Origin of the sequence: Brevundimonas sp. (assembly GCF_003248455.1) — a bacterium.
GTDB lineage: Bacteria > Pseudomonadota > Alphaproteobacteria > Caulobacterales > Caulobacteraceae > Brevundimonas.
The window spans coordinates 1-19,964 of record NZ_QFNM01000046.1 but is presented as its reverse complement, the minus strand read 5'-3'; the positions used below and the strand labels follow the sequence as shown (position 1 = coordinate 19,964).

Annotated in this window: 19 protein-coding genes, 1 tRNA gene and 2 pseudogenes; 14 read left to right on the top strand and 8 right to left on the bottom strand. The window is 68.5% G+C overall.

Features of this window, described 5'->3' with window-relative positions:
• From dnaN to rpsT, 3 genes and pseudogenes are all read right to left on the bottom strand, one after another.
• Positions 1-1,050, bottom strand: a 1,050-nt coding sequence (gene dnaN, locus DI624_RS14655) for a DNA polymerase III subunit beta (RefSeq protein ID WP_291539959.1), incomplete at its 3' end; no start/stop codon positions are given.
• Positions 1,051-1,242: 192 nt separating this feature from the next.
• A complete protein-coding gene (gene dnaA, locus DI624_RS14650) occupies positions 1,243-2,694 on the bottom strand; it encodes a chromosomal replication initiator protein DnaA (protein ID WP_291539957.1) in 1,452 nt (483 codons plus the stop codon).
• Positions 2,695-3,166: 472 nt separating this feature from the next.
• Positions 3,167-3,370, bottom strand: a pseudogene (gene rpsT / locus DI624_RS14645) (30S ribosomal protein S20); the annotation flags it as partial.
• A 361-nt stretch (positions 3,371-3,731) separates the two neighbouring features.
• Between rpsT and DI624_RS14640 the strand changes: the two are divergent.
• The 4 genes from DI624_RS14640 (at position 3,732) to DI624_RS14625 (ending at position 9,328) form a co-directional block, all read left to right on the top strand.
• The gene (locus DI624_RS14640; RefSeq protein WP_291539955.1) at positions 3,732-6,410 is read left to right on the top strand and encodes a TonB-dependent receptor; all 2,679 of its coding nucleotides are present in this window, start codon (positions 3,732-3,734) and stop codon (positions 6,408-6,410) included.
• Positions 6,411-6,644: 234 nt separating this feature from the next.
• A complete protein-coding gene (gpmA, locus tag DI624_RS14635) occupies positions 6,645-7,358 on the top strand; it encodes a 2,3-diphosphoglycerate-dependent phosphoglycerate mutase (protein WP_291539954.1) in 714 nt (237 codons plus the stop codon).
• Positions 7,355-7,984: a bifunctional diaminohydroxyphosphoribosylaminopyrimidine deaminase/5-amino-6-(5-phosphoribosylamino)uracil reductase RibD gene (locus DI624_RS14630; RefSeq protein WP_291539952.1), complete on the top strand. Its 630-nt coding sequence runs from the start codon at positions 7,355-7,357 to the stop codon at positions 7,982-7,984. Before gpmA ends, DI624_RS14630 begins: the two co-directional genes overlap by 4 nt.
• A gap of 72 nt (positions 7,985-8,056) precedes the next feature.
• Positions 8,057-9,328 carry a pentapeptide repeat-containing protein gene (locus tag DI624_RS14625; RefSeq protein WP_291539950.1) on the top strand — a complete coding sequence of 424 codons (1,272 nt, stop codon included), beginning with the start codon at positions 8,057-8,059 and terminating at the stop codon, positions 9,326-9,328.
• A 6-nt stretch (positions 9,329-9,334) separates the two neighbouring features.
• Here the strand turns inward: DI624_RS14625 and metK are convergent, their stop codons facing one another.
• Positions 9,335-10,540, bottom strand: coding sequence for a methionine adenosyltransferase (gene metK / locus DI624_RS14620; RefSeq protein WP_291539948.1), 1,206 nt, complete (start codon positions 10,538-10,540; stop codon positions 9,335-9,337).
• 156 nt (positions 10,541-10,696) lie between these two features.
• On the opposite strand from metK, the gene DI624_RS14615 reads away from it, so the two are divergent.
• From DI624_RS14615 to DI624_RS14600, 4 genes are read left to right on the top strand one after another with little or no spacing between them, the layout of a single operon-like run.
• Positions 10,697-11,143 (top strand): helix-turn-helix transcriptional regulator, encoded by a 447-nt coding sequence (locus DI624_RS14615; RefSeq protein ID WP_291539946.1) that lies wholly within the window; start codon positions 10,697-10,699, stop codon positions 11,141-11,143.
• Between the two features lie 30 nt (positions 11,144-11,173).
• Complete coding sequence (locus tag DI624_RS14610) at positions 11,174-11,515, top strand: hypothetical protein (RefSeq protein ID WP_291539943.1); 342 nt, start codon at positions 11,174-11,176, stop codon at positions 11,513-11,515.
• Between the two features lie 14 nt (positions 11,516-11,529).
• Entirely contained in the window at positions 11,530-11,994 is a 465-nt protein-coding gene (locus DI624_RS14605; protein WP_291539941.1) for a hypothetical protein, read from the top strand.
• A gap of 3 nt (positions 11,995-11,997) precedes the next feature.
• The gene (locus DI624_RS14600; protein ID WP_291539939.1) at positions 11,998-12,348 is read left to right on the top strand and encodes a hypothetical protein; all 351 of its coding nucleotides are present in this window, start codon (positions 11,998-12,000) and stop codon (positions 12,346-12,348) included.
• 28 nt (positions 12,349-12,376) lie between these two features.
• Here the strand turns inward: DI624_RS14600 and DI624_RS14595 are convergent, their stop codons facing one another.
• Positions 12,377-12,730, bottom strand: coding sequence for a helix-turn-helix domain-containing protein (locus DI624_RS14595; RefSeq protein WP_291539937.1), 354 nt, complete (start codon positions 12,728-12,730; stop codon positions 12,377-12,379).
• Between the two features lie 134 nt (positions 12,731-12,864).
• On the opposite strand from DI624_RS14595, the pseudogene DI624_RS14590 reads away from it, so the two are divergent.
• The 3 genes and pseudogenes from DI624_RS14590 to DI624_RS14580 all read left to right on the top strand — a co-directional run.
• Positions 12,865-12,996 (top strand): annotated as a pseudogene (locus tag DI624_RS14590) (integrase core domain-containing protein); the annotation flags it as partial.
• Between the two features lie 180 nt (positions 12,997-13,176).
• Positions 13,177-15,261: a glycoside hydrolase family 65 protein gene (locus DI624_RS14585; protein ID WP_291539935.1), complete on the top strand. Its 2,085-nt coding sequence runs from the start codon at positions 13,177-13,179 to the stop codon at positions 15,259-15,261.
• 97 nt (positions 15,262-15,358) lie between these two features.
• Positions 15,359-16,009 carry a DUF1345 domain-containing protein gene (locus tag DI624_RS14580; protein ID WP_291539933.1) on the top strand — a complete coding sequence of 217 codons (651 nt, stop codon included), beginning with the start codon at positions 15,359-15,361 and terminating at the stop codon, positions 16,007-16,009.
• An 18-nt stretch (positions 16,010-16,027) separates the two neighbouring features.
• On the opposite strand, the gene DI624_RS14575 is transcribed toward DI624_RS14580, so the two are convergent.
• From DI624_RS14575 to DI624_RS14565, 3 genes are all read right to left on the bottom strand, one after another.
• Positions 16,028-16,279 carry a DUF2171 domain-containing protein gene (locus DI624_RS14575; RefSeq protein ID WP_291539931.1) on the bottom strand — a complete coding sequence of 84 codons (252 nt, stop codon included), beginning with the start codon at positions 16,277-16,279 and terminating at the stop codon, positions 16,028-16,030.
• 164 nt (positions 16,280-16,443) lie between these two features.
• Positions 16,444-16,519: transfer RNA gene (locus DI624_RS14570), tRNA-Ala, on the bottom strand.
• A 219-nt stretch (positions 16,520-16,738) separates the two neighbouring features.
• Positions 16,739-17,203 (bottom strand): TIGR02300 family protein, encoded by a 465-nt coding sequence (locus tag DI624_RS14565; RefSeq protein ID WP_291539929.1) that lies wholly within the window; start codon positions 17,201-17,203, stop codon positions 16,739-16,741.
• A 125-nt stretch (positions 17,204-17,328) separates the two neighbouring features.
• Here DI624_RS14565 and aroA point away from each other — a divergent pair, with 125 nt between their 5' ends.
• The 3 genes from aroA to DI624_RS14550 form a co-directional block, all read left to right on the top strand.
• Positions 17,329-18,636 (top strand): 3-phosphoshikimate 1-carboxyvinyltransferase, encoded by a 1,308-nt coding sequence (gene aroA / locus DI624_RS14560; RefSeq protein ID WP_291539927.1) that lies wholly within the window; start codon positions 17,329-17,331, stop codon positions 18,634-18,636.
• Entirely contained in the window at positions 18,633-19,277 is a 645-nt protein-coding gene (gene cmk, locus DI624_RS14555; RefSeq protein WP_291539925.1) for a (d)CMP kinase, read from the top strand. The genes aroA and cmk overlap by 4 nt, the downstream gene beginning before the upstream one ends.
• Positions 19,278-19,439: 162 nt before the next feature.
• Positions 19,440-19,964, top strand: a 525-nt coding sequence (locus tag DI624_RS14550) for a S1 RNA-binding domain-containing protein (RefSeq protein ID WP_291539923.1), incomplete at its 3' end; no start/stop codon positions are given.

Here is a 19,964-nt window from a genome sequence, read left to right as displayed (position 1 = left end):
GGCCGGGTCGGCGAAGCGGAAGGCGGCGTTTTCGCCGGTGATCTGGCCGGCGACGTCCAGCAGATAGCGGGCGTTGAAGCCGATCTCGAACGGTTCGTCGGAATAGCCGATCTCGACCTCTTCCTCGGCCTGGCCGGCTTCCATGTTGCGCACGGTCAGCTTCACGCGGTCGTTGTCGAAGGCCAGTTTGACCGACCGGCTCTTCTCGGCCGAGATGGTGGCGACGCGGTCGACGGCCTTGGCGAACAGGGCGTTGTCGATATCGGCCTGTTTGTCGTTGCCGCGCGGGATGACGCGCAGATAGTCGGGAAAGGCGCCGTCGATGACCTTCGAGGTCAGGCTGGCCTCGCCCATCTGGAAGCGGATCTTTTGGGCCGAGACGGTGACTTCCACCGGGCCGCCGGCGTCGTCCAGCAGGCGGCGGACCTGATCCACGGTCTTTCTCGGCACGATGACGCCGGGGCCGCCGGCCGCACCCTCGGGCGCCGGGGTCTCGGCCAGGGCCAGGCGGTGGCCGTCGGTCGCCACGGCGCGCAGCAGGGGGATGCCCTGTTCGGCGACCGTGTGCAGATAAAGGCCGTTCAGATAGTAGCGGGTTTCCTCGGTCGAGACGGCGAACCGGGTCTTGTCGATCAGCCGGGCCAGGTCCTCCTTGGGCAGGACATAGGCGGCGCCGGCGCTGTCGGTGGTCATGACGGGGAAGTCGCCCGCCGGCAGGACCGGCAGGTTGAATCGCGACCGTCCGGCCGAGACGACCAGGCGAGGATCGTCGCCCGAATAGAGCAGCGAGACCTCGGCGCCTTCCGGCAGCTTGCGCACGATTTCGTACAGGGTGTGGGCGGGCGCCGTGATCTGGCCCTCGACCTGAACCTGGGCCTCGGCCTCGTCCACCATCTCCATGTCCAGGTCGGTGGCCGCGAAGGCCAGACGGTCGCGGCCCGCGCTCAGCAGGACGTTGGACAGGATGGGAATGGTGTTTCGACGTTCGACGACGCTCTGCACATGGCCCAGGGCCTTCAGGAGCGCGGATCGTTCGATGGTCAGTTGCATGTCGTCTCGCCCGGCGCGACCGACTCGGACAGGTCGCGGTTAAGTGACCTGGGACACTAGCGGATTGGGCGCGGGCTGCAAGGAAGTGGCGAGTGGTTAGTGACGAGCAGCAAGTGGATATTGGGGGCCATTCGGCAGGACGAGAGTGTTCTCCTCGCTCGGCACCCGCCCCTAACCACTCGCCACCCGAAATCAACCTCGCAGCTTGCGGGTCAGGGCCTCGACGTCGCGGGCGATCTGGTCGTCCTGGGGCATCAACTCCTCGATCTTGCGCACGCCGTGCAGGACCGTGGTGTGGTCGCGTCCGCCGAAGCGGCGGCCGATGTCGGGATAGGACCGGGTCGTGTGCTGTTTGCACAGATACATGGCGATCTGGCGCGGGCGGGCGACCGAACGGGTGCGGCGCTCGCTCAGCAGGTCGGCCTGTTTCATGTTGAAGTGGTCGGCGACCGTCTTCTGAATCTCGTCGACCGTGATGCGACGCTCGGGGCCTCCTCGCAGGGCGGCCCCCAGCAGGGTCGAGGCCTCGTCCACCGACACCGACGACAGGCGCGAGCCGGCCGCGGCGGCCAGGGTGTTCACGGCGCCCTCGAGCTCGCGCATCGAGCCCGGCGTGCGGTCCACCAGCTGGGCCAGCACCTCGGGCGCGGCCTCGCCCTGGACGACGCCCAGGGCCGACAGGGCCTTCAGGCGGTTCCGGGCCACGGCGATCTTGAGTTCGCGGTCGCCCGCCTCGACCGGGCAGGTCAGGCCGGCGGCGAGGTGGCTGCGCAGGCGCGGCTCGACCTCGGTCAAGGCCATCGGCGCACGGTCGGCCGAGAAGACGATCCGTTTGCCGTCCTCGATCAGGGCCGTCAGGGTCGACAGCAGTTCTTCCTGGGTCGAGGTCTTGCCGCCCACGAACTGCACGTCGTCCAGCAGCAGCATGTCGGCCGAGCGCAGGCTTTCCTTGAAGGCGGCGGTCGAGCGGTCCTGCATCGCCTTGACGAAGGTCGACAGGAAGCGTTCGGCGGTCAGATAGACCACCTTGGCCTGGGGCCGAAGGCGCTGAGCCTCCCAGGCGATGGCGTTCAACAGGTGGGTCTTGCCGTAGCCGTAGGGGCCGCAGAAAAAGACCGGGTTGAAGTGGCCGTCCGCCCAGCTGGCCACCTGTTTGGCGATGGCCAGGGCGAAGGCGTTGCCCTGGCCCTCGACGAAGCTGTCGAAGGTCAGCCGGTCCTGAAGGCCGGCGGCGCGCACGGCGCGGGCGCCGTCGGCGCTGATCGAGACGGCTCCCACCGGAGCGGGCGTCGCGAAGGCGGCCAGACGCGGCGCGGCGTCCACCACGTTTCCGGCCGCAAGCGCCGAAGCCGGCGGGGCCGATCCCACCTCGGCGCGGCAGCGGACTTCCAGCCGGCGCGACAGGCCGTCCAGGCCCAGCCACAGCTCGTTCATGCGGCGCAGGGCGTTCTTGCGCACCCAGTCGCGGGCATAGGCGGTGGGCGTGACCAGGATCAGATGCCCGGCGTTGTCCAGGCGCACGGCCGAAGGGGCGATGTAGGACGAGAAGGGGCCGTCGCCGATCTCGGCGCGCAGACGCACCGAGGCCTCGCTCCAGATGCGGTCCGGGTCCGTCAGTCCCGACGTCTTCGTTCCGCCCGTCATAGCCGTTGCGCCCCCAACCATCTTGCCCGCCCAGTTCAAACCAATCCGACCTTTCGCGCTTCAGGGCGATGGTTCAGGGACGACTTCTCCTGCGCCGAAAAGCGATGCTTTTCGGACGGGGCCCGAACTCCTGGACAGACATCTCCCGCCGACGCGAAACATAAGCCCCGCGCCGTCTTCATCCGTATTGGGATGGAAGTGCGTTAGAGGCCAAAACTTACGCCGAGAGCCGGGTGGGTCAACGCTGATTCGTTGGTCGATTCGCAGTTAAATTGTTTGACTCCGTCAAACCCTGATCCTGCTTGGAATTTTCGACGGATCGCCGCTCGCCGACCTCGGATCTGGTTTTCGTGGCTTAGCGCCGGAACGCGAAACGGCGAAGAAGCAGATGCTTCTTCGCCGTTGTAATCGCTTGGCAATCCCGTAACGAAACAGCGACAGCTGTTCCGTTCGCGGTAGGATTAATTTCGGCTCAGGCGGCCGACAGCTTCTTCAGCTGGGCGGCCAGGCGCGACACCTTGCGCGAGCCGGTGTTCTTGTGAACGACGCCCTTGGAGACGGCGCGCATCAGTTCGGACTGGGCCTCGACGAAGGCCGCCTTGGCCACCGCGGCGTCGCCGCCGGCCAGGGCTTCCTGGAACTTGCGCAGATAGGTGCGGACGCGCGATCGCCTTGCGGGCGCCGGGGTTGTTGGCCATGTCAAACCTTCGAACGGAAAACGCCGCGGAGCACACGTCCACGGCGCGGAAATCTCAAGAGGGCGGGCCTATAGCGGAAAGCCCGCGGACGGTCAACGCGGAGTCTTCGCGCGCCGTCTCTCGGGTTGGATGCGCCGTTCTTGTCCGCAAGGCGGCCGCGATCACCCGCAGGGCGCGCGCCAACTCAGTTCAACGCGGCTGATCGCCCATTCCGTCGCGGCTTTTTCGACGGTGTTGAAAGCCGGCAACGCTTTCTGAAACTTCATGAATTCGGTCGTTTTCCGGCCACGTTTGTCACGTCCCACGGAGGTCTGAAATCTTCTCCCGGACCATCGTTCCATGACCCAGACCGCGCTTCTGCTTCTTGCGCTGGCCCCCGCCGCCGCCGTCCAGCCCGCCGCCGAACCGACGCCGGTTCAATCGGCCGCCTCGCCCCAATCCCAGCAGGATACGCCGACGGTCGTCCTGCCCGACGTCGAGGTCACGGCGGCGCGTCGCGGCGTGGCCCTGGGCGGACAGGAGCCGATCGTCTCCTACGACACCGCCCAGATCCAGGCGTTCGGCGCGACCAACATCGGCGAACTGGTGACGCTGCTGGAGGCCCAGACCCGCAGCGCGCGGGGCGGCTCGCCGGTCTTCCTGGTCAACGGCCGGCGCATCTCCGGCTTCCGGGAAATCCGCGGCATTCCGCCCGAGGCCATTGAACGCTTCGACATCCTGCCGGAAGAGACCGCCCTGTCCTATGGCTACAGCGCCAACCAGCGGGTGGTGAACATCGTGCTGAAGGCCGACTTCAAGTCGCTGACCGCCTCGGTCAACGTCAGTCGGCCGGAACAGGGCGGTCGCACGACCACCACCAGCGAGAACAACGTCCTGCGCATCGCTGGGGCGGACCGCTGGTCGCTGGACATCAACGGCACGACCGCCAACACCCTGTTCGAGACCGAGCGCGACATCGATCGCGCCGACGCCGGCGCCCTGTTCGATCTTCGCGGCAACATCGGCGGCCTGAACGGCGGTCAGATCGACCCGGCCCTTTCGGCCTTGGCGGGATCGAGCGTCGTCGTCGCGGGCGTGCCTGCCGCCGCGGCGGGCGGGGCGACGACCCTGTCCGACTTTCTCTCGACTGCGGGGGTGGCCAACACCGGCGATTTGAACGCCTACCGCACCCTGTCGCCCCAGACCGATCAGGCCTCCATCGCCGGAACCTACAAGCACGACCTGAACGACAAGGTCGGCATGACCCTCAGCGGCAGCATCGAAGACGCCAGCAGCTTCAGCTATCTGGGCTTGCCCGGCGTCACCCTGACCCTGCCGGACGCCAATCCCTTCTCGCCGTTCGGCGACGACGTCCTGCTCTATCGTTACGTCGACCGGCCCGACGCCCTGACACGCCAGACCGACACCCGCACCATCGGCCTGGGCACGGTGTTCGACGGGTATGTCGGCGACTGGCGCTGGACCGCCACGGGGGACTACAGCCGCGTGCGGACCGACACCTCGACGGGTCGCGGCCTGGACGCCACGGCCCTGCAGGCGGCGATCACGGCCAACGACCCGAGCGTCAATCCGTTCGCCGACATCGACGGCCGCGTGACCGAACGGGCGCGCGACACCGCCCATTCGACGGCCCAGACCCTGAGCGCCGAACTGGTGCTGAATGGTCGCCCATTTGAACTGCCGGCGGGCGAAGCGACCTCGACCTTCAAGGTCGGCGCGGGCCGTCAATCGCTGGATTCCGAAAGCGTGCGTTCGGGCGTCTCGACCGACCGGTCCCAATCGCGCGACCAGGGCAGCGTCCAGGCCAACTTCGACCTGCCCATCTCCAGCGTCGAACGCGGCGTCCTGCCCAAGATCGGCGATCTGTCGGCCAATCTGAACCTGGCCTATCAGGAGCTGTCCGATTTCGGCGGCGTCTCGACGGTGGGCGCGGGGCTGAATTGGTCGCCGGTCCAGCGGCTGGCGCTGTCGGCCAACTATTCGGACGAAGGCAAGGCCCCCACGGTCCAGCAGTTGAACGATCCGACGGTCGCCACGCCCAATACGCCGGTCTTCGACTTCAACACCGGCCAGACCGTCGAAATCACCCAGATCACCGGCGGCGATCCCAATTTGAAGGCCGAGGATCGCCGTATCCTGAAGCTGGGCGTCAACTGGCAGCCGGTGTCGGACAAGGACTTCCGCCTGAACCTGGCCTATACCCGCACCGAGGCGGACAACGAGATCGCCAGCTTCCCCGCCATCACGCCGGATCTGGAGGCCGCCCTGCCGGATCGGTTCGTGCGCGACGCCGACGGCGATCTGCTGTCCATCGACGCCCGCCCGCTGAACTTCTTCAAGCGCGAGCAGCAGGACGTTCAGTGGGGCTTCAACTTCTCGCGCCCGTTCGGCCAACCCAGCGCGCCAGCGGCGGCGAGCGGCCCCGGCGGTCGGCCCGGCGGCGGCGTGATGGTGATGGGGCCTGGCCCGGGCGGACCTGGCGGCCCCGGCGGCCGGCTGCGCGGTTCGCGCGGACCGGGAATGCAGCCGGGGCAGGGGATGTTCAACCTGTCGCTGACCCATACCTGGCGCGTCCAGGACGAGGTGACGATCCGCGACGGCCTGGCGCCGCTGGACCTGCTGGACGGCGATTCCATCTCGGGATCGGGCGGCCAGTCGCGTCACGAGGTCCAGTTGCAGACCGGACTGTTCAGGAACGGCCTGGGCGCCTTCGTCAACGCCAATTGGCGCTCGGGCACGACGGTGAATGGCGACGCTGTGGATTCGCCCGATCTGGACTTCTCGGGCCGCACGACGGTCAACATCTTCGCCTTCGCGGATCTGACCCAGCGCGCGTCCTGGGTCGAGCGTTTCCCGATCCTGAAGGGCGCGCGCATCGGCTTCGGGATTCAGAACATCTTCGACGACCGCGTGTCCGTCACCAGCAGCGACGGATCGACCCCGGTCAACTATCAGTCCGACTATCTGGACCCGCAGGGCCGCGTCTTCCGCATCAATCTGCGCAAGATCCTGTTCTGATCCAGACCGGAGCCGCCTAGGGCCAGACGAAGGCGACCGCGATCATGACGGCGGCGGCGCCGAAGGCCAGGGCGAAGAAGGTGCGGTCGGACATGGCTCCTGGTTACGCCCGCGCGGCGACGGCGACAAGAACCGCGCGACCGTTCGCGCGGCGCCGGCGAACCTTGACCGACTTCTGACGGCGGCCTACCCCGCAGGGGACCGACCGCCCCGGAACGACCCAAGGACGACCGAATGCCGCGCCTGATCCTGCTTCGCCACGGCCAGAGCCAGTGGAACCTCGAAAACCGCTTCACCGGCTGGGTCGACGTGGACCTGACGGCGGAGGGCGAGGCCCAGGCGCGTCGGGGCGGCGAACTGATCGCCCAGGCAGGGTTCAAGCCGGCGGTTATGTTCACCTCGGTCCTGACGCGCGCCAAGCGCACCGGCGCCCTGGCCCTGGAGTCGGCCGGCCTGAAGGACATCCCCGTGATCGAGGACTGGCGCCTGAACGAGCGCCACTACGGCGGGCTGACGGGGCTGAACAAGGCCGAGACGGCCGAGAAGCATGGCGAGGACCAGGTCAAGATCTGGCGCCGCAGCTATGACGTGCCGCCGCCGCCGCTGGCGCCGGGCGGCGAGTTCGATTTCAACGCCGACCCCCGCTACGCCGGCAAGGCCATCCCTGACACCGAGAGCCTGAAGACCACGCTGGACCGGGTGAAACCCTATTGGGACGCCGAGATCGCCCCGCGCCTGAAGGCCGGCGAGGACGTGCTGATCGCCGCCCACGGCAACTCCCTGCGCGCTATCGTCAAGCTTCTGTTCGATGTGCCGGACGACAAGATCGTCGGCGTCGAGATTCCGACCGGTAATCCGCTGGAGATCGACCTGGACGCGGCGCTGAAGCCGACAGCCGCCCGCTATCTGGATGCGGATCGGGCCGAAGCCCTGCCCGAAGCGTCATGAGCTGGAGCGACGCCGACCGCGGCTTCATGGCCCAGGCCATCGAATTGGCGCGGGGCCGTATGGGCGAGACCTGGCCTAACCCCGCCGTCGGCTGCGTCATCGTCAAGGACGGCCGCGTCGTCGCCCAGGCCGCGACCGCGCCGGGCGGCCGGCCCCACGCGGAGGAGCAGGCCGTGCCGGCGGCCGGTCCCGACGTGGTCGGCGCGACCGTCTATGTCACGCTGGAGCCGTGCGGGGCGCGGTCGTCGGGCCGCAAGTCCTGCGCCCATTTCCTGACCGAGGCCGGAGTTGCGCGCGTGGTCATCGCCTGCCTGGACCCCTCGCCCTTCGCCGCCGGACGCGGCACCGAACGCCTGCGCGCCCAGGGGCTGGCGGTCGAGACCGGCCTGATGTGCGAAGAGGGCGAGGCCCTGTGCGAAGGCTTTCTGCACCGGCTGGAAACCGGCCGCCCGATGGTGCGGGTCAGCCAGGACGGCGAGGGCTTCGACGGGCGTTTCGTCGCCTCGCCCAAGGCCGATCTGGTCACGGAGCTGAAGCGGCTGGGCGAGGCGGGCTATACCCGCCTGTGGACCGGCCCCGGCGAACTGGCCGACGCCCTGGCCGAGCAGGGGCTCCTGACGCGCTGAGGCCGGACGTCCGGTCGAGACAAGCGTCTGTCGTTCAAGGCTTTCTTAAGCGAAACGTCCTAAGCTGATCCGATGGCCCTGGCTGCGGAACCCATCGTGAGACGACGCCTGACACAGGCGGAGCTGGACGTGGTCTGCGCCCGGCATGACCGCCTGTTCCAGGCCCGCCCCGGCGGCGCCCGCGCGGTCTTCGCCTGGATGGACCTGTCGGGCCTCAGCCTGAAGGGGCGCAACCTGGCGGACGCCGACTTCGCCGCCGCCTGCCTGGAGGGCTGCGACCTGACCGGCGCCAAGCTGGACAACGCCAACTTCTTCGGCGCGGACATGCAGGACGCCATCCTGGCCGAGGCCAGCCTGCGGCGGGCCGATCTGCGTGGCGCCTGCCTGCGGGGCGCGGACCTGTCGGGCGCCGACATGTTCGAGGCGGACCTGCGCGAAGGCACGATCGCCGCCGCCGACGCCAAGCTGGGCTTCAAGGTCATCGAGCCGCGCCATCGCGACGAGACGGAGGCCAGCGGCGCCTGTCTGGCCGGCGCCAATCTTCAGCGCTCGAAGATGTCGGGCGTCATCGCCATGAAGGCCGACTTCTCCGGCGCAGTGATGAAGGACTGCAAATTGGTGCGGGCCAATCTGAAACAGGCCGACTTCCGCGGCGCGGACCTGGCCGGGGCCGACCTGTCGGGGGCCGACCTGTCGGGCGCCGATCTTCGCGACGCCATCCTGGTGGGCTGCAAGACCACCCTGTGGCGCGCCGACGGGGCGGACATGCAGGGCGCGCTGACGGACAAGCGTTCGGCCTGTGAATCCGTCGATCGGATGCCGGCCGCCGAAATGCTGCGCGAACACGCCCGCTGGTGCGAGACCGGCGGCGTCGCGGGCCAGCCGTCCGTGTTCGACGGGGTCGATCTGCGCCCGCTGAAATCCATCACCGGACTGAACCTGACGGCCCTGTCGGCCAGGGGCGCGGTCTTCTACGGCCTGGACATGGAGGGGGTGCAACTTCAGGGCGCCCAGCTGGAGAACGCGGATTTGCGCTCGGCCCGGCTGCGTCGCGCCGACCTGCGCGGCGCCCGTTTGCGCGGGGCGCGCCTGAACGGCGCGGATCTGCGAGAGGCGCAACTGGGGCCGCTTCTGATCGCGGCGGACCGTCTGATGCCGGCCGATCTGACCGGGGCCGTGCTGCGCGGCGCGGACCTGTCGGGCGCGGACCTAAAGCGGGCGGTGCTGGCCGGGGCCGACCTGGGCCGGGCGATCCTGCACGGCGCCCAGACCCGCCAGATCGACCTGACCGAAGCCAATCTGACCGGCGTGCGCGGCCTGATCCTCGACGACCAGGCCGCCTGACGGGTTTCAGGCCAGGGCCTTCAGCTTTTCGACCAGGTCGGTCTTTTCCCAGCTGAAACCGCCATCGGCGTCGGGCGCGCGGCCGAAGTGGCCATAGGCGGTGGTGCGGGCGTAGATCGGCTTGTTCAGGCCCAGGTGCTGGCGGATCGCGCGCGGCGTCGCGCCGCCGATCAGGTCCAGGATCTTGTCCTCCAGCACCGCTTCGGCGATCTTGCCCGTGCCGTGCAGGTCGACGTGGATCGACTGGGGCTTGGCCACGCCGATGGCGTAGGAAATCTGGATCGTGCAGCGGTCCGCGAGACCGGCGGCGACCACGTTCTTGGCCAGGTAGCGGCAGGCGTAGGCGGCCGAACGGTCCACCTTGGTCGGATCCTTGCCCGAGAAGGCGCCGCCGCCATGCGGGGCCGCTCCGCCATAGGTGTCGACGATGATCTTGCGCCCGGTCAGGCCGGCGTCGCCATCCGGCCCGCCGATCTCGAAGATGCCGGTCGGGTTGATGTGCCAGACGGTGTTCTCGTCGGTGAAGCCGTCCGGCAGCACGTCGAGGATGTAGGGCTTCACGATCTCGGCGACCTGTTCCGAGCTCAGCCCCTTGGCGTGCTGGGTCGACAGAACGATGGAGGCGGCGCGCTTGGGCTTGCCGTCCTCGTACTCGATGGTGACCTGGCTCTTGGCGTCCGGCTCCAGCTGCGAACCGCCGGCGTGGCGAACCTCGGCCAGGCGCTTGAGGATGTTGTGGCTGTACTGCAGCGTCGCCGGCATCAGTTCGGGCGTCTCGTTGGAGGCGTAGCCGAACATGATCCCCTGGTCGCCCGCGCCCTCGTCCTTCTCGTTGGTCGAATCGACGCCGACGGCGATGTCGGCCGACTGGGCGTGCAGGTGGCAGGCGTATTCCGCAGTTTCCCAGTGGAAGCCGTCCTGCTCGTAACCGATATCCTTGACCGCGGCGCGAACCAGCGGCTCCAGGCTGTCGATGATGCTCTGGGTGAAGGCTTCGTTCTGTTCCCTGGTGTTTCCAGGCTGGGTCGCCCGGACCTCGCCGGCCAGGACGATGCGCTGGGTCGTGACCAGGGTCTCGCACGCCACGCGGGCCTCGGGGTCCTTGGCCAGGAAGGCGTCGACGACGGTGTCCGAAATCCGATCCGCGACCTTGTCGGGATGCCCTTCGGAAACGCTTTCCGAGGTGAAGAGGAAGGAGGAACGAGCGGCCAAGAGAGGCTCCTGTCAGTGTCAGCGGGTCAGACATATAAAGATATGCTTATATCTTCAAGTGATCTGACGATGGTCCTGCTTCATTGCGTTGCGCATGCCGTGCCTAGGCGGCTGACACCTGCCGGAAATACGGTAAAGAGGGCCGGAGGGGATCGGATGCCTGACAGCCTGACGACGAGAGAAAGCGAGTGCGTCCACTTGGCCGGCCAAGGCCTGGAGGACAAGGAGATCGCTGCGCGTCTCGGCATCTCGCCGCGCACCGTCGGAAACCATCTGCATCACGCCTACGCCAAGTTGGGCGTCTCGGACCGCAAGCTGGCTGCGCGCAGGCTGGGTAGCGCCTACTCAGAGGCGTCGATACTCATGTCCGAACCCGTCGAAACCGGGCCTGTTGATCCGGCGTCGGTCGAACAGTCGATCGACGATAGCGCCGATGTCCCTGCGTCCTGGCTGCTGCCGCCCCCGCCCCGCGGGATCGGCCCGCGGCTGGGGATCATGACCGCCGCCGCCGTCGTCGCCCTGCTGCTCGCCATCGGGATCGTGACGGCAGGCATGGTGGTTCCCTCCCTGTTCGACCGGATCGCTCCCGAGTGGACCCGCTGACGCGGACATCATTCTGAAGGATCGGACCAAATGAAGAATATGCAGGTTGGGGTCAGGGTCGCACGACAGGTCCGCACGGCGGAACACGCGATTGACCAGGCCATGATCGAGGTTTGCCGCCTGGTTCAGACCTCGCTGGAAGGCCGGGTCGAAAGCCGCCTGGCCGCCGAGGTGGGCCAGGCGGCCATCGAACACATCATCGCGGGCCTGGGCCAACTGGCCACGGTGCGCGCCAGCGTCGTCGCCGGCCATGCCGAGCTGGCGACGGTCGCCGACGACCACGGCATCGGCTGGCGCATGGAAGGGATGGGCGAATCCAAGACCGATCCCAAGCCGACCGCCCGCCTAGACATCGTCAAGCTGGCCGCCTGATCGGACGCGGCCGAGTGCCTTCGCCGCTCTGGATATTCGGCACGGGCCTGACGGTCGTCGCCTTGTGTCTGCTGGTCTGGAAGGGCCGCCGGCCGGAACGCGAAGCCGCCTTGGGCCTGTTCCTGGCCCAGCTTCTGTCGATCTGGGTCGATCATCTGGTCATCGGCCAGTTTCGATGGGCGGTCGCGGCGATCTCGCTCGGTCTGCTGATCCTGCTGGTCCGACTGGCCCTTCGCTACGATCGCTGGTGGCTGCTGATGGCCGCCGGCGCCCAGCTGTTGGCCTTCATCACCCATCTGTCCTCGCTGGTCGGTCCCGGCGCCCTGACCTGGTCCATCGTCACCGCGCGCATGACCGTCTGGGTCGAGATCATGCTGCTGGCGATCTTCGGGGTGTGGGAGGCGCGTTCCGCGCCCTACGCCCGCTCTCATTCACCGCTGCGGGCCAAGCCCGGCGGCGTTCGCACTCAAAGGATTTGAACCATGATCACCGAACCCCTCGAAGGCTTCCTGCCTCTTTTCCGCTCGTGGTTCGACACCGCCGCCATGGCCGAAAAGGTCGGCGTTTCGGGCAGCCCCGAAAACCTGCTGGTCGAATTGGACCTGGGGCCGATGGTGGAGGCCGAGCTGCGCCTGCTCAACCACACGCCCGCCAACGCGGCCGAGGCGGCCTGCATGCTGGAAGTCGTGCGCCAGAACATGGGCGACGCCGGCCGTTCGGACGGGCTGGATTTGCGCGCCGTCGCCGCTGTCCAGCGCTGGCTGGCCGATCAGTCGACGAACGAAGCCGAAGGCCAGCCGGTGGAACGCCTGCTGCGTCGCGCCCGGGTCTGACTTGGGCGATCCAAAGGACGGCGGGCGATCAGCCGTGCAGTCCTTTGGCGACGGTCAGCAGGGCGTCGCGCTGAGCGGGGTCCTGAATGCCGCGGAAGGCGGCCAGCAGTTCAGCGACGCCCGGGGCGGCCAGCGCAAGCTCGTCTCCCTCCGCCGTCTCCAGTTCGCCCAGCAGGGCGGCGCCGGTCGATTTCAGAACCGAAGCGATCTGCAGAAGGCGCGCCGCCGAGACGCGATTGACGCCCCGTTCGTACTTCTGGATCTGCTGGAAGGTCACGCCCGCGCCGGCGGCCAGCTGCGCCTGGGTGATGCGAAGTTCCTCTCGACGCGCGCGGATGCGTCCGCCGATTGCGATGTCTACGGGATCAACTGCGTCGTTCATTTCGGCCTACGGTCAGATCTGATGCGGTGCCAAGGCCCCAAAACGCCCCCGGCGTCAAGCCAAAGCTCGCAAACCCGGCGGGCTACACCCGCCTAGATTTGCAAGTACACAACCCGAAATATTTTTTGTGTCGCCGCCCGTCGGACAACGCCTTCATCGAGGCCTTCAACGACCGCTTCAGGGCCGAGCGCCTGAACGCTCACTGGTTCCTGACGCTTGCGGATGCGGCCGAAACGTTGGAGGCCTGCCGCAGAGATTACAACGAAGTCTTGCCTTGCGCGCCAGAAACTTCCGTCTGCATCGCGCATTGATGCGGCGACGGCGGAAGGCTGCGGGCGCTCGCCGATATCTTTGTTCGACCGATGCGGAGAGTTCGATGAGACGCTACGCTTCCGGCCGGATCGCTCCGGCCTTCCTGGTCTCCAAAGGTCTTTCGCGGCGTTCTCGTGGTTAGGCCGGCGTCCCTTCCGATCAACCCGCCGGAAGAGGCGGGCCCTCGCGACGGCGACCTGCCGGCCTACATCGCCAACGGGCTCATCGGCCTGCGTGTTCGCGAGCAGCCGTTGCAGCCGGGCATGGCGATCATCAACGGCTTCGCCGCCGAACACCCCGAGCGACGGTTGGAGGCGGCGGCCCCGGCGCCCTATCCGCTGGCCGGCGACCTGGCGCTGAAGGGCGTCTGGCTGAGCGATCAGCCGTCATCGGTGTCCCAGCTCGTGCAGCGATACGATTTCGCCGCCGGCGAACTCACAAGCCTTTTCCGCTATGAGGCGGCCGGGGTCGCCGCCGACGTCGCCGTCGTCACCTTCGCAAGCCGCACGGCGCCGTCGGTCGTGTTGCAGGAGGTGGAGGTTCGCCCCTCGGCGCCCTGCGACGTCGGTCTACGGGCCATCGTCGAGACCGGGGGCTTGAGAGGGCGGGTCGCGCGCCGCCGCACGGATACGCCGGGCGAGCCCGAACCTGTGTGCGACGGGTCGCTGCTGTGGGAGTCCGAAGGCGGGATGAGCCAGTGCGGCTTAGCCTTGGTCACGGCGTTGGACGGAGGGGGCGACGCCGAGCCTTCGGTCCAGGCCTGGGACGCGGCCGGCCCGCTGCGAAGCGAATACCGGGTTCGCGCCCGATCCGATCGGAGCGTGCGGCTCCGCCAGATCGTCGCCGCCGTGCCGTCCATCGTTCATGACCGCCCCGACGAGGAAGCGGTGCGCCGCGTGGCGCGCGCCAAGGCCACCGGCTTCGACGAACTGCGCGCCCGCAATCGGGCGGAATGGGCCGAACTCTGGCGCGGCCGGATCGTCGTCGAGGGCGCCTCGCCCGCCCACCAGGCCCTGATCGACGCCGCCTTCTACTATCTGAACTGTTCCACCCACGCCGCCTCGCCGTCGGCGACCTCCATCTTCGGTCTCGCGACCTGGCACGACTATCACTACTACTACGGGCATGTGATGTGGGACGTGGACGCCTTCTGCGTGCCGCCCCTGATCCTGTCGCAGCCGAACGCGGCCCTGGCCATGCTGGACTTCAGGCGACGCGGGCTGGAGGCGGCCCGATCCAATGCGCGGCTGTCGGGGCGCGAGGGCGTGCAGTTTCCGTGGGAGGCGGCGCCGTTGTCGGGGCAGGAGGCCGCGCCGGGGGCGGGCGACAGCGCCGCGCACGAGGATCACGGCTCGCTGCACACGGCGCGCGCCTTCGCCCTGTACGCCGACGCCACGGGGGACGAGGCCTTTTTGAAGGAGGACGCCTGGCCGGTGCTGTCCGGCGTGGCCGATTGGATCGTCAGCCGCGCGACCCGCACCGATCGCGGTCTCGAGATCAAACGCTCCACCGGACCGGCGGAGGTGCCCGATCCCCCCGACAACGACGCCTTCACGGTCATGGCGGCCAAGCAGATCCTGCGCCGGGCCGTTCGGGCGGCCGAGCAGATCGGCCGGACGCCGCCGCCGGAATGGGCGCAGGCCGCCGAGAGCCTGTATCTTCCCATCCGGTCGGACGGCGTCATCGCCGCCCACGACGGCTTCAGGGTCTCGGAGCCGAAGGGAGCCACCCCTTCGCCGCTGGCCGGGTTCTTTCCCTATGACCATCCCTCTCCGATCGAGGAGCGGCGGCGGACGCTGGAATTCTATCTGAAGCATTGGGAGGCCTATGTCGGGGCGCCGATGTTTCCGGCCCTCTATACGACCTGGGCGGCGATGGCGGGGGACCGCGACCTGGCGCTGCGCCTCTTCGAGCAAGGCTATGCGGCCTATGACCGGGGGCGCTTCCACCAGTGTCTCGAATACCGGCCCGACCACCCGGACAGCCAGGTCGCGGCCGGGCCCTTCTTCGCCAATCTCGGTGGGATGCTGCTGGGTCTCATGCTGGGCCTGACGGGCGTGGTCGTCGACGACGGCGATCCCCAGGCCTGGCCGCGCCGGCCCGTCGTGCTTCCGGCGGGGTGGCGGGCGATCGAGATCGAGCGGCTGTGGGTGCGCGGCCGGCCGATGCGGCTGTCGGCCCGGCATGGCGCCGACCGCGCGGAACTGACGCCCCTGTAACTGGCTCCGGCCTGCGGCGACGCCTCGCCGATGCGGTGTTCGGGCGGCCGCCCATGCGACCTGTGGACGCGCGTCCGCAAATGGGCGATCTCTGGGCATGGGCTTTTTCACGCGCGTGTTCCGTCTGCATTTCTCGCTCTGGCTGGGGCTGGCGGTGCTGGCGGGCGTGGCCCTGGCGATGCCGGCCTCGGCCGGGGCGGCGCTGAGGCTGGCGGCGGGCTGGGACGCGGGCGTGGCGGCCTTTCTGGTCGTCAGCTTCGTTCACATCCTGCGCTCGCGCTCGCAGGCCGCCATCCGGCGACGGGCGGCCGAGATGGACCAGGCCGGCAAGATGGTTCTGCCGCTTAGCCTGGCGGCGGCGCTCGCCAGCATCGTCGTGCTGGTCCTGGTCATGATGAACGGGGGCAAGCCGTCCCCGGCCCAGGCCGGCTTCTCGATCCTGACGGTGGGTCTGTCGTGGCTGTACGTCCACGTCATCTTCGCCCTGCACTACGCCCACGGTTTCTACGCGCCCAAGGCGAAGGGGCGGGGCGACCAGGGCGGGCTGATGTTTCCGGGCGAGGAAGAGGCCGACTACTGGGACTTCCTGCATTTCAGCCTGATCATCGGCGTGGCGAACCAGACGGCCGATGTGCAGATCTCCAGCCGCCGGCTTCGCGCCCTGGCCACGCTGCACTGCCTCATCGCCTGGTTCTTCAACGCCGTCGTGTTGGCGCTTACGGTCAATCTGGCGGCGGCGCTGTTCTGAACGCCGCCGCCGAGCCGTTCAGAGATCGACCGGCTTGCCGGACTTTTCCTCCTCCAGGGTGACGGCGACGTCGGCGTTGGCCGACAGACGCACCTTGTCGCCTTCGACGCCGGCGACGAAGCCCTTTTCGATATAGTGGTGGTGGTCGCCGTGGGCGCCGCCGCCGTCGCGCCGCGTCAGCTTGATGCGGTCGCCGTCCAGGCGGTCCACCGTGCCGACATGGACGCCGTCGGCGCCGATGACCTCCATGCCTTCCTTGATCTCGCTCATCGTCGTTCTCCTGGCTGAAGAGGGTTGCAGCAGGAGAGCGCGATGGAACGGCCAAGGTTCCGCCGACGCACGGCGACGGCCGCAGCGACGAGATGATCGGATGTCTGAAAAAGGATGGCCAGTCTCCCTCTTCCTCGGTCGCGCCGATGGAAGAGGGAGGCTGATGGTGGAGCTTAGCGGAGTCGAACCGCTGACCTCTTGCATGCCATGCAAGCGCTCTACCAACTGAGCTAAAGCCCCGGACCTGTCGGTCTGGTCCGCCCGGTTCATCTTGCGATGGCCCCCGGCGAGGCGGCGGAAACTATGTCAGGGCTTTTCTGCGATCAAGCCCGTTTCGAGATTTATTTTCACCGCGTTCCCAACAGTGAAAATACGCAGGTTTTTCAAACCCGAACGGCTGAAAAAACGGCCGTCCCGCCGCGCCTCTCCTGTCGGGAAACGCGGCGGGGCAACGGGAAATCAGTCGTCGTCGCGCGACGGCTTGGCGATCTCGTCGTCGATGGAGTCGTCGTCCTCGTCCTCGATGAAGGGCACGGAGTCGTCATCGTCGTCGGCCAGCAGATCGTCGTCGTCGCCGTCCGTCGATCCCATGCCCGGCTCTTCCGAGGCGTCGGCGGGGGAATCGTCGTCGTCGTCGGGAGTCAGGATCGGCTCGTGGCCTTCCTCGTCGATCTCGGGGGTGGAGGCTTCGCCATCCTCCTCCTCGTCGTCGGCGTCCGCCGACTTGGCCTTGACCTGATCTTCCGTCTCCTCGTCGTCGGCCGGATAGCCGGGACGCGCGCGACGGCTGCGCAGCTTCAGCGCTTCTTCGGGATCGAAGTCCGCGCCGCATTTGGGGCAATGGGCCGGGCGGCGGTTCAGGTCGTAGAATTTCGCCTGGCAGTTGGGGCAGACCTGCTTGGCGCCCAGTTCGGGATTGGCCACGGTTGGATGCTTTCAACGGGTTGAATTCGGGGCGGTCCCTTGCCACCCCTTAGGGCCGCTGTCAAAAGCGATCTTTCGCGCCGCCCGCGCGGCCCTTTCGCCAATGCAGCCTGAAGCGGGTGAATATGCCTTCCCAACTGACCGCAAGCCGTTCCTCCGCCCTGGCGGGACAGGTCCGCGCGCCCGGCGACAAGTCGATGTCGCACCGGGCGATGATCCTGGGCGGAATGGCCTCGGGGACCACCGATGTCGAGGGTCTGCTGGAGGGCGACGACGTCCTGGCCACCGCCCGGGCGGTCGAGGCGTTCGGCGCCAAGGTCCAGCGCACCGGGGAGGGGACATGGCGGATCGAGGGGGCGGGCGGGTTCACGACCCCTCAGGCCGTGATCGACTGCGGCAACGCCGGCACCGGCGTGCGGCTGCTGATGGGAGCGGCGGCCGGCTATCCGCTGACGGCGACCTTCGACGGCGACGCCTCGCTGAGGAAGCGGCCGATGAAACGGGTGACGGGGCCCCTGGCCGAAATGGGCGCGCGGTTCGGCTGGCCGACGGCCGAGGACCGGCTGCCGGTCGCCCTGACCGGCGGGGGGCTGAGGGCGATCGACTATGTGCAGACGGTCGCCTCGGCCCAGGTCAAGTCGGCCATCCTGCTGGCGGGGCTGAACGCCGAAGGCGCGACCACGGTGGTCGAGCCGGAAAAGAGCCGGGATCACACCGAAAGGATGCTGCGCGCCTTCGGCGCCGAGGTGCGGGTGCAGGACCGGGGCGAGGGCTGGACGGTCACGCTCGAGGGCGGGCAGGCCCTGACGGGGACGGCCGTCGCCGTGCCCGGCGATCCGTCTTCCGCCGCCTTTCCGCTGGCGGCGGCGCTGATCACGCCGGGTTCGGCGGTGACGGTCGAGGGGGTGATGCTGAACCCCCTGCGCACCGGCCTGTTCGACACCTGGCTCGAGATGGGCGCCGATCTGACGATCACGAACCGGCGTCAGGCCGGGGGCGAGGACGTGGGCGACATCACCGCCCGCCATTCCGCCCTGAAGGGCGTGGTGGCGCCCGAGGCGCGGGCGGCCTCCATGATCGACGAATATCCGATCCTGGCGGCGACGGCCGCCTTTGCGGACGGCGCGACCGTCATGCGCGGCGTGGGCGAGATGCGGGTCAAGGAAAGCGACCGGATCGCCCTGATGGTCGCAGGGCTTCGCGCCTGCGGCGTCCAGGTCGAGGAGGAGCCGGAGGGCTTCGTCGTGACGGGCGGCCCGGTGAAGGGCGGCGCGATCGTCCACACGGCCCACGACCACCGGATCGCCATGAGCCATCTGGTCCTGGGCCTGGCCGCCGAACAGCCGGTGTCGGTCGACGAGCCGGGCATGATCGCCACCAGCTTTCCCGGCTTCGTGGAGATGATGAACGGCCTGGGCGGACGGATCGCATGAGCTTGATCATCGCCGTCGACGGCCCGGCCGCCTCGGGCAAGGGCACCATCGCCGCGCGGCTGGCCCGGACCTATGGCCTGCCGCATCTGGACACGGGGCTGCTGTACCGGGCCGTGGGCGCGCGGCTGCTGGCGCAGGGCCGGTCGCTGGACGACGAGGCGGCGGCGACCGAGGCGGCGCGCGGGCTGGACGCGTCGGGTCTGTCCGACGACCCCGGCCTGACCACGGGCGAGGCGGGCGAGGCGGCCAGCCGCGTCGCCGGGCATCCCGGCGTCCGCGCGGCCCTGCTGGACTTGCAGCAAAGGTTCGCGGCCCAGGCGGGGGGCGCGGTGCTGGACGGGCGCGACATCGGCACGGTGATCGCGCCGGACGCCCAGGCCAAGCTGTTCGTCACCGCCGCCCCGGACGTGCGCGCCGCGCGGCGCTGGAAACAGCTGACCGCGCGCGGGATCGGCATATCGTTCGAGGACATGCTGGCCGATATCAAGCGGCGCGACGACCGCGACGCCGGGCGCGGGGCCGCGCCGATGGCCCAGGCCGAAGACGCGGTCTTGCTGGATACGACCGACATGGGTATAGAGGCCGCCTTCGATGCGGCCCGCCGTATCGTCGAGGCGGCGCGCGCGAAACACGGTCTTTGAGGCCGCCATCGCAAATCCAACGCGCCGACCCTCGGCTTCCGCGGGCGTCCTGGTCGTTCTGAACGCCCTCGCATCCTGATGACCTGCCTATCCCTTGGTTTCACCCCGCGCGAGGACCGTCCGGTCACGCGCCATAGCCCCTACAGGAAGCTTCACCGCTCCATGACTGACACCCTCACCCCCACCCGCGACGATTTCGCCGCCCTGCTCGACGAACAGCTCCAGGGCCGCGACTTCGGCGAAGGCCAGGTCGTCCACGGCCGCGTCGTCGGCATCGAAAAAGACATCGTCATCATCGACGTCGGTCTGAAGACCGAAGGCCGCATCGCCATGCGCGAATTCGGCCAGGGCGAAGACGGCAAGCTGCCCAAGGTCGGCGACAACGTCGAGGTCTACCTGGAGCGCGTCGAGAACGCCCTGGGCGAAGCCGTCATCAGCCGCGACAAGGCCCGTCGCGAAGAAGCCTGGACCCGTCTGGAAGTGGTGTTCGCCGAAGGCCAGCCGGTCAACGGCGCCATCGTCGGCCGCGTCAAAGGCGGCTTCACCGTCGATCTGGGCGGCGCCTCGGCCTTCCTGCCCGGCTCGCAGGTCGACATCCGCCCGGTGCGCGACGTCGGCCCGCTGATGGGCAAGGAACAGCCCTTCGCCATCCTGAAGATGGACCGTCCGCGCGGCAACATCGTCGTC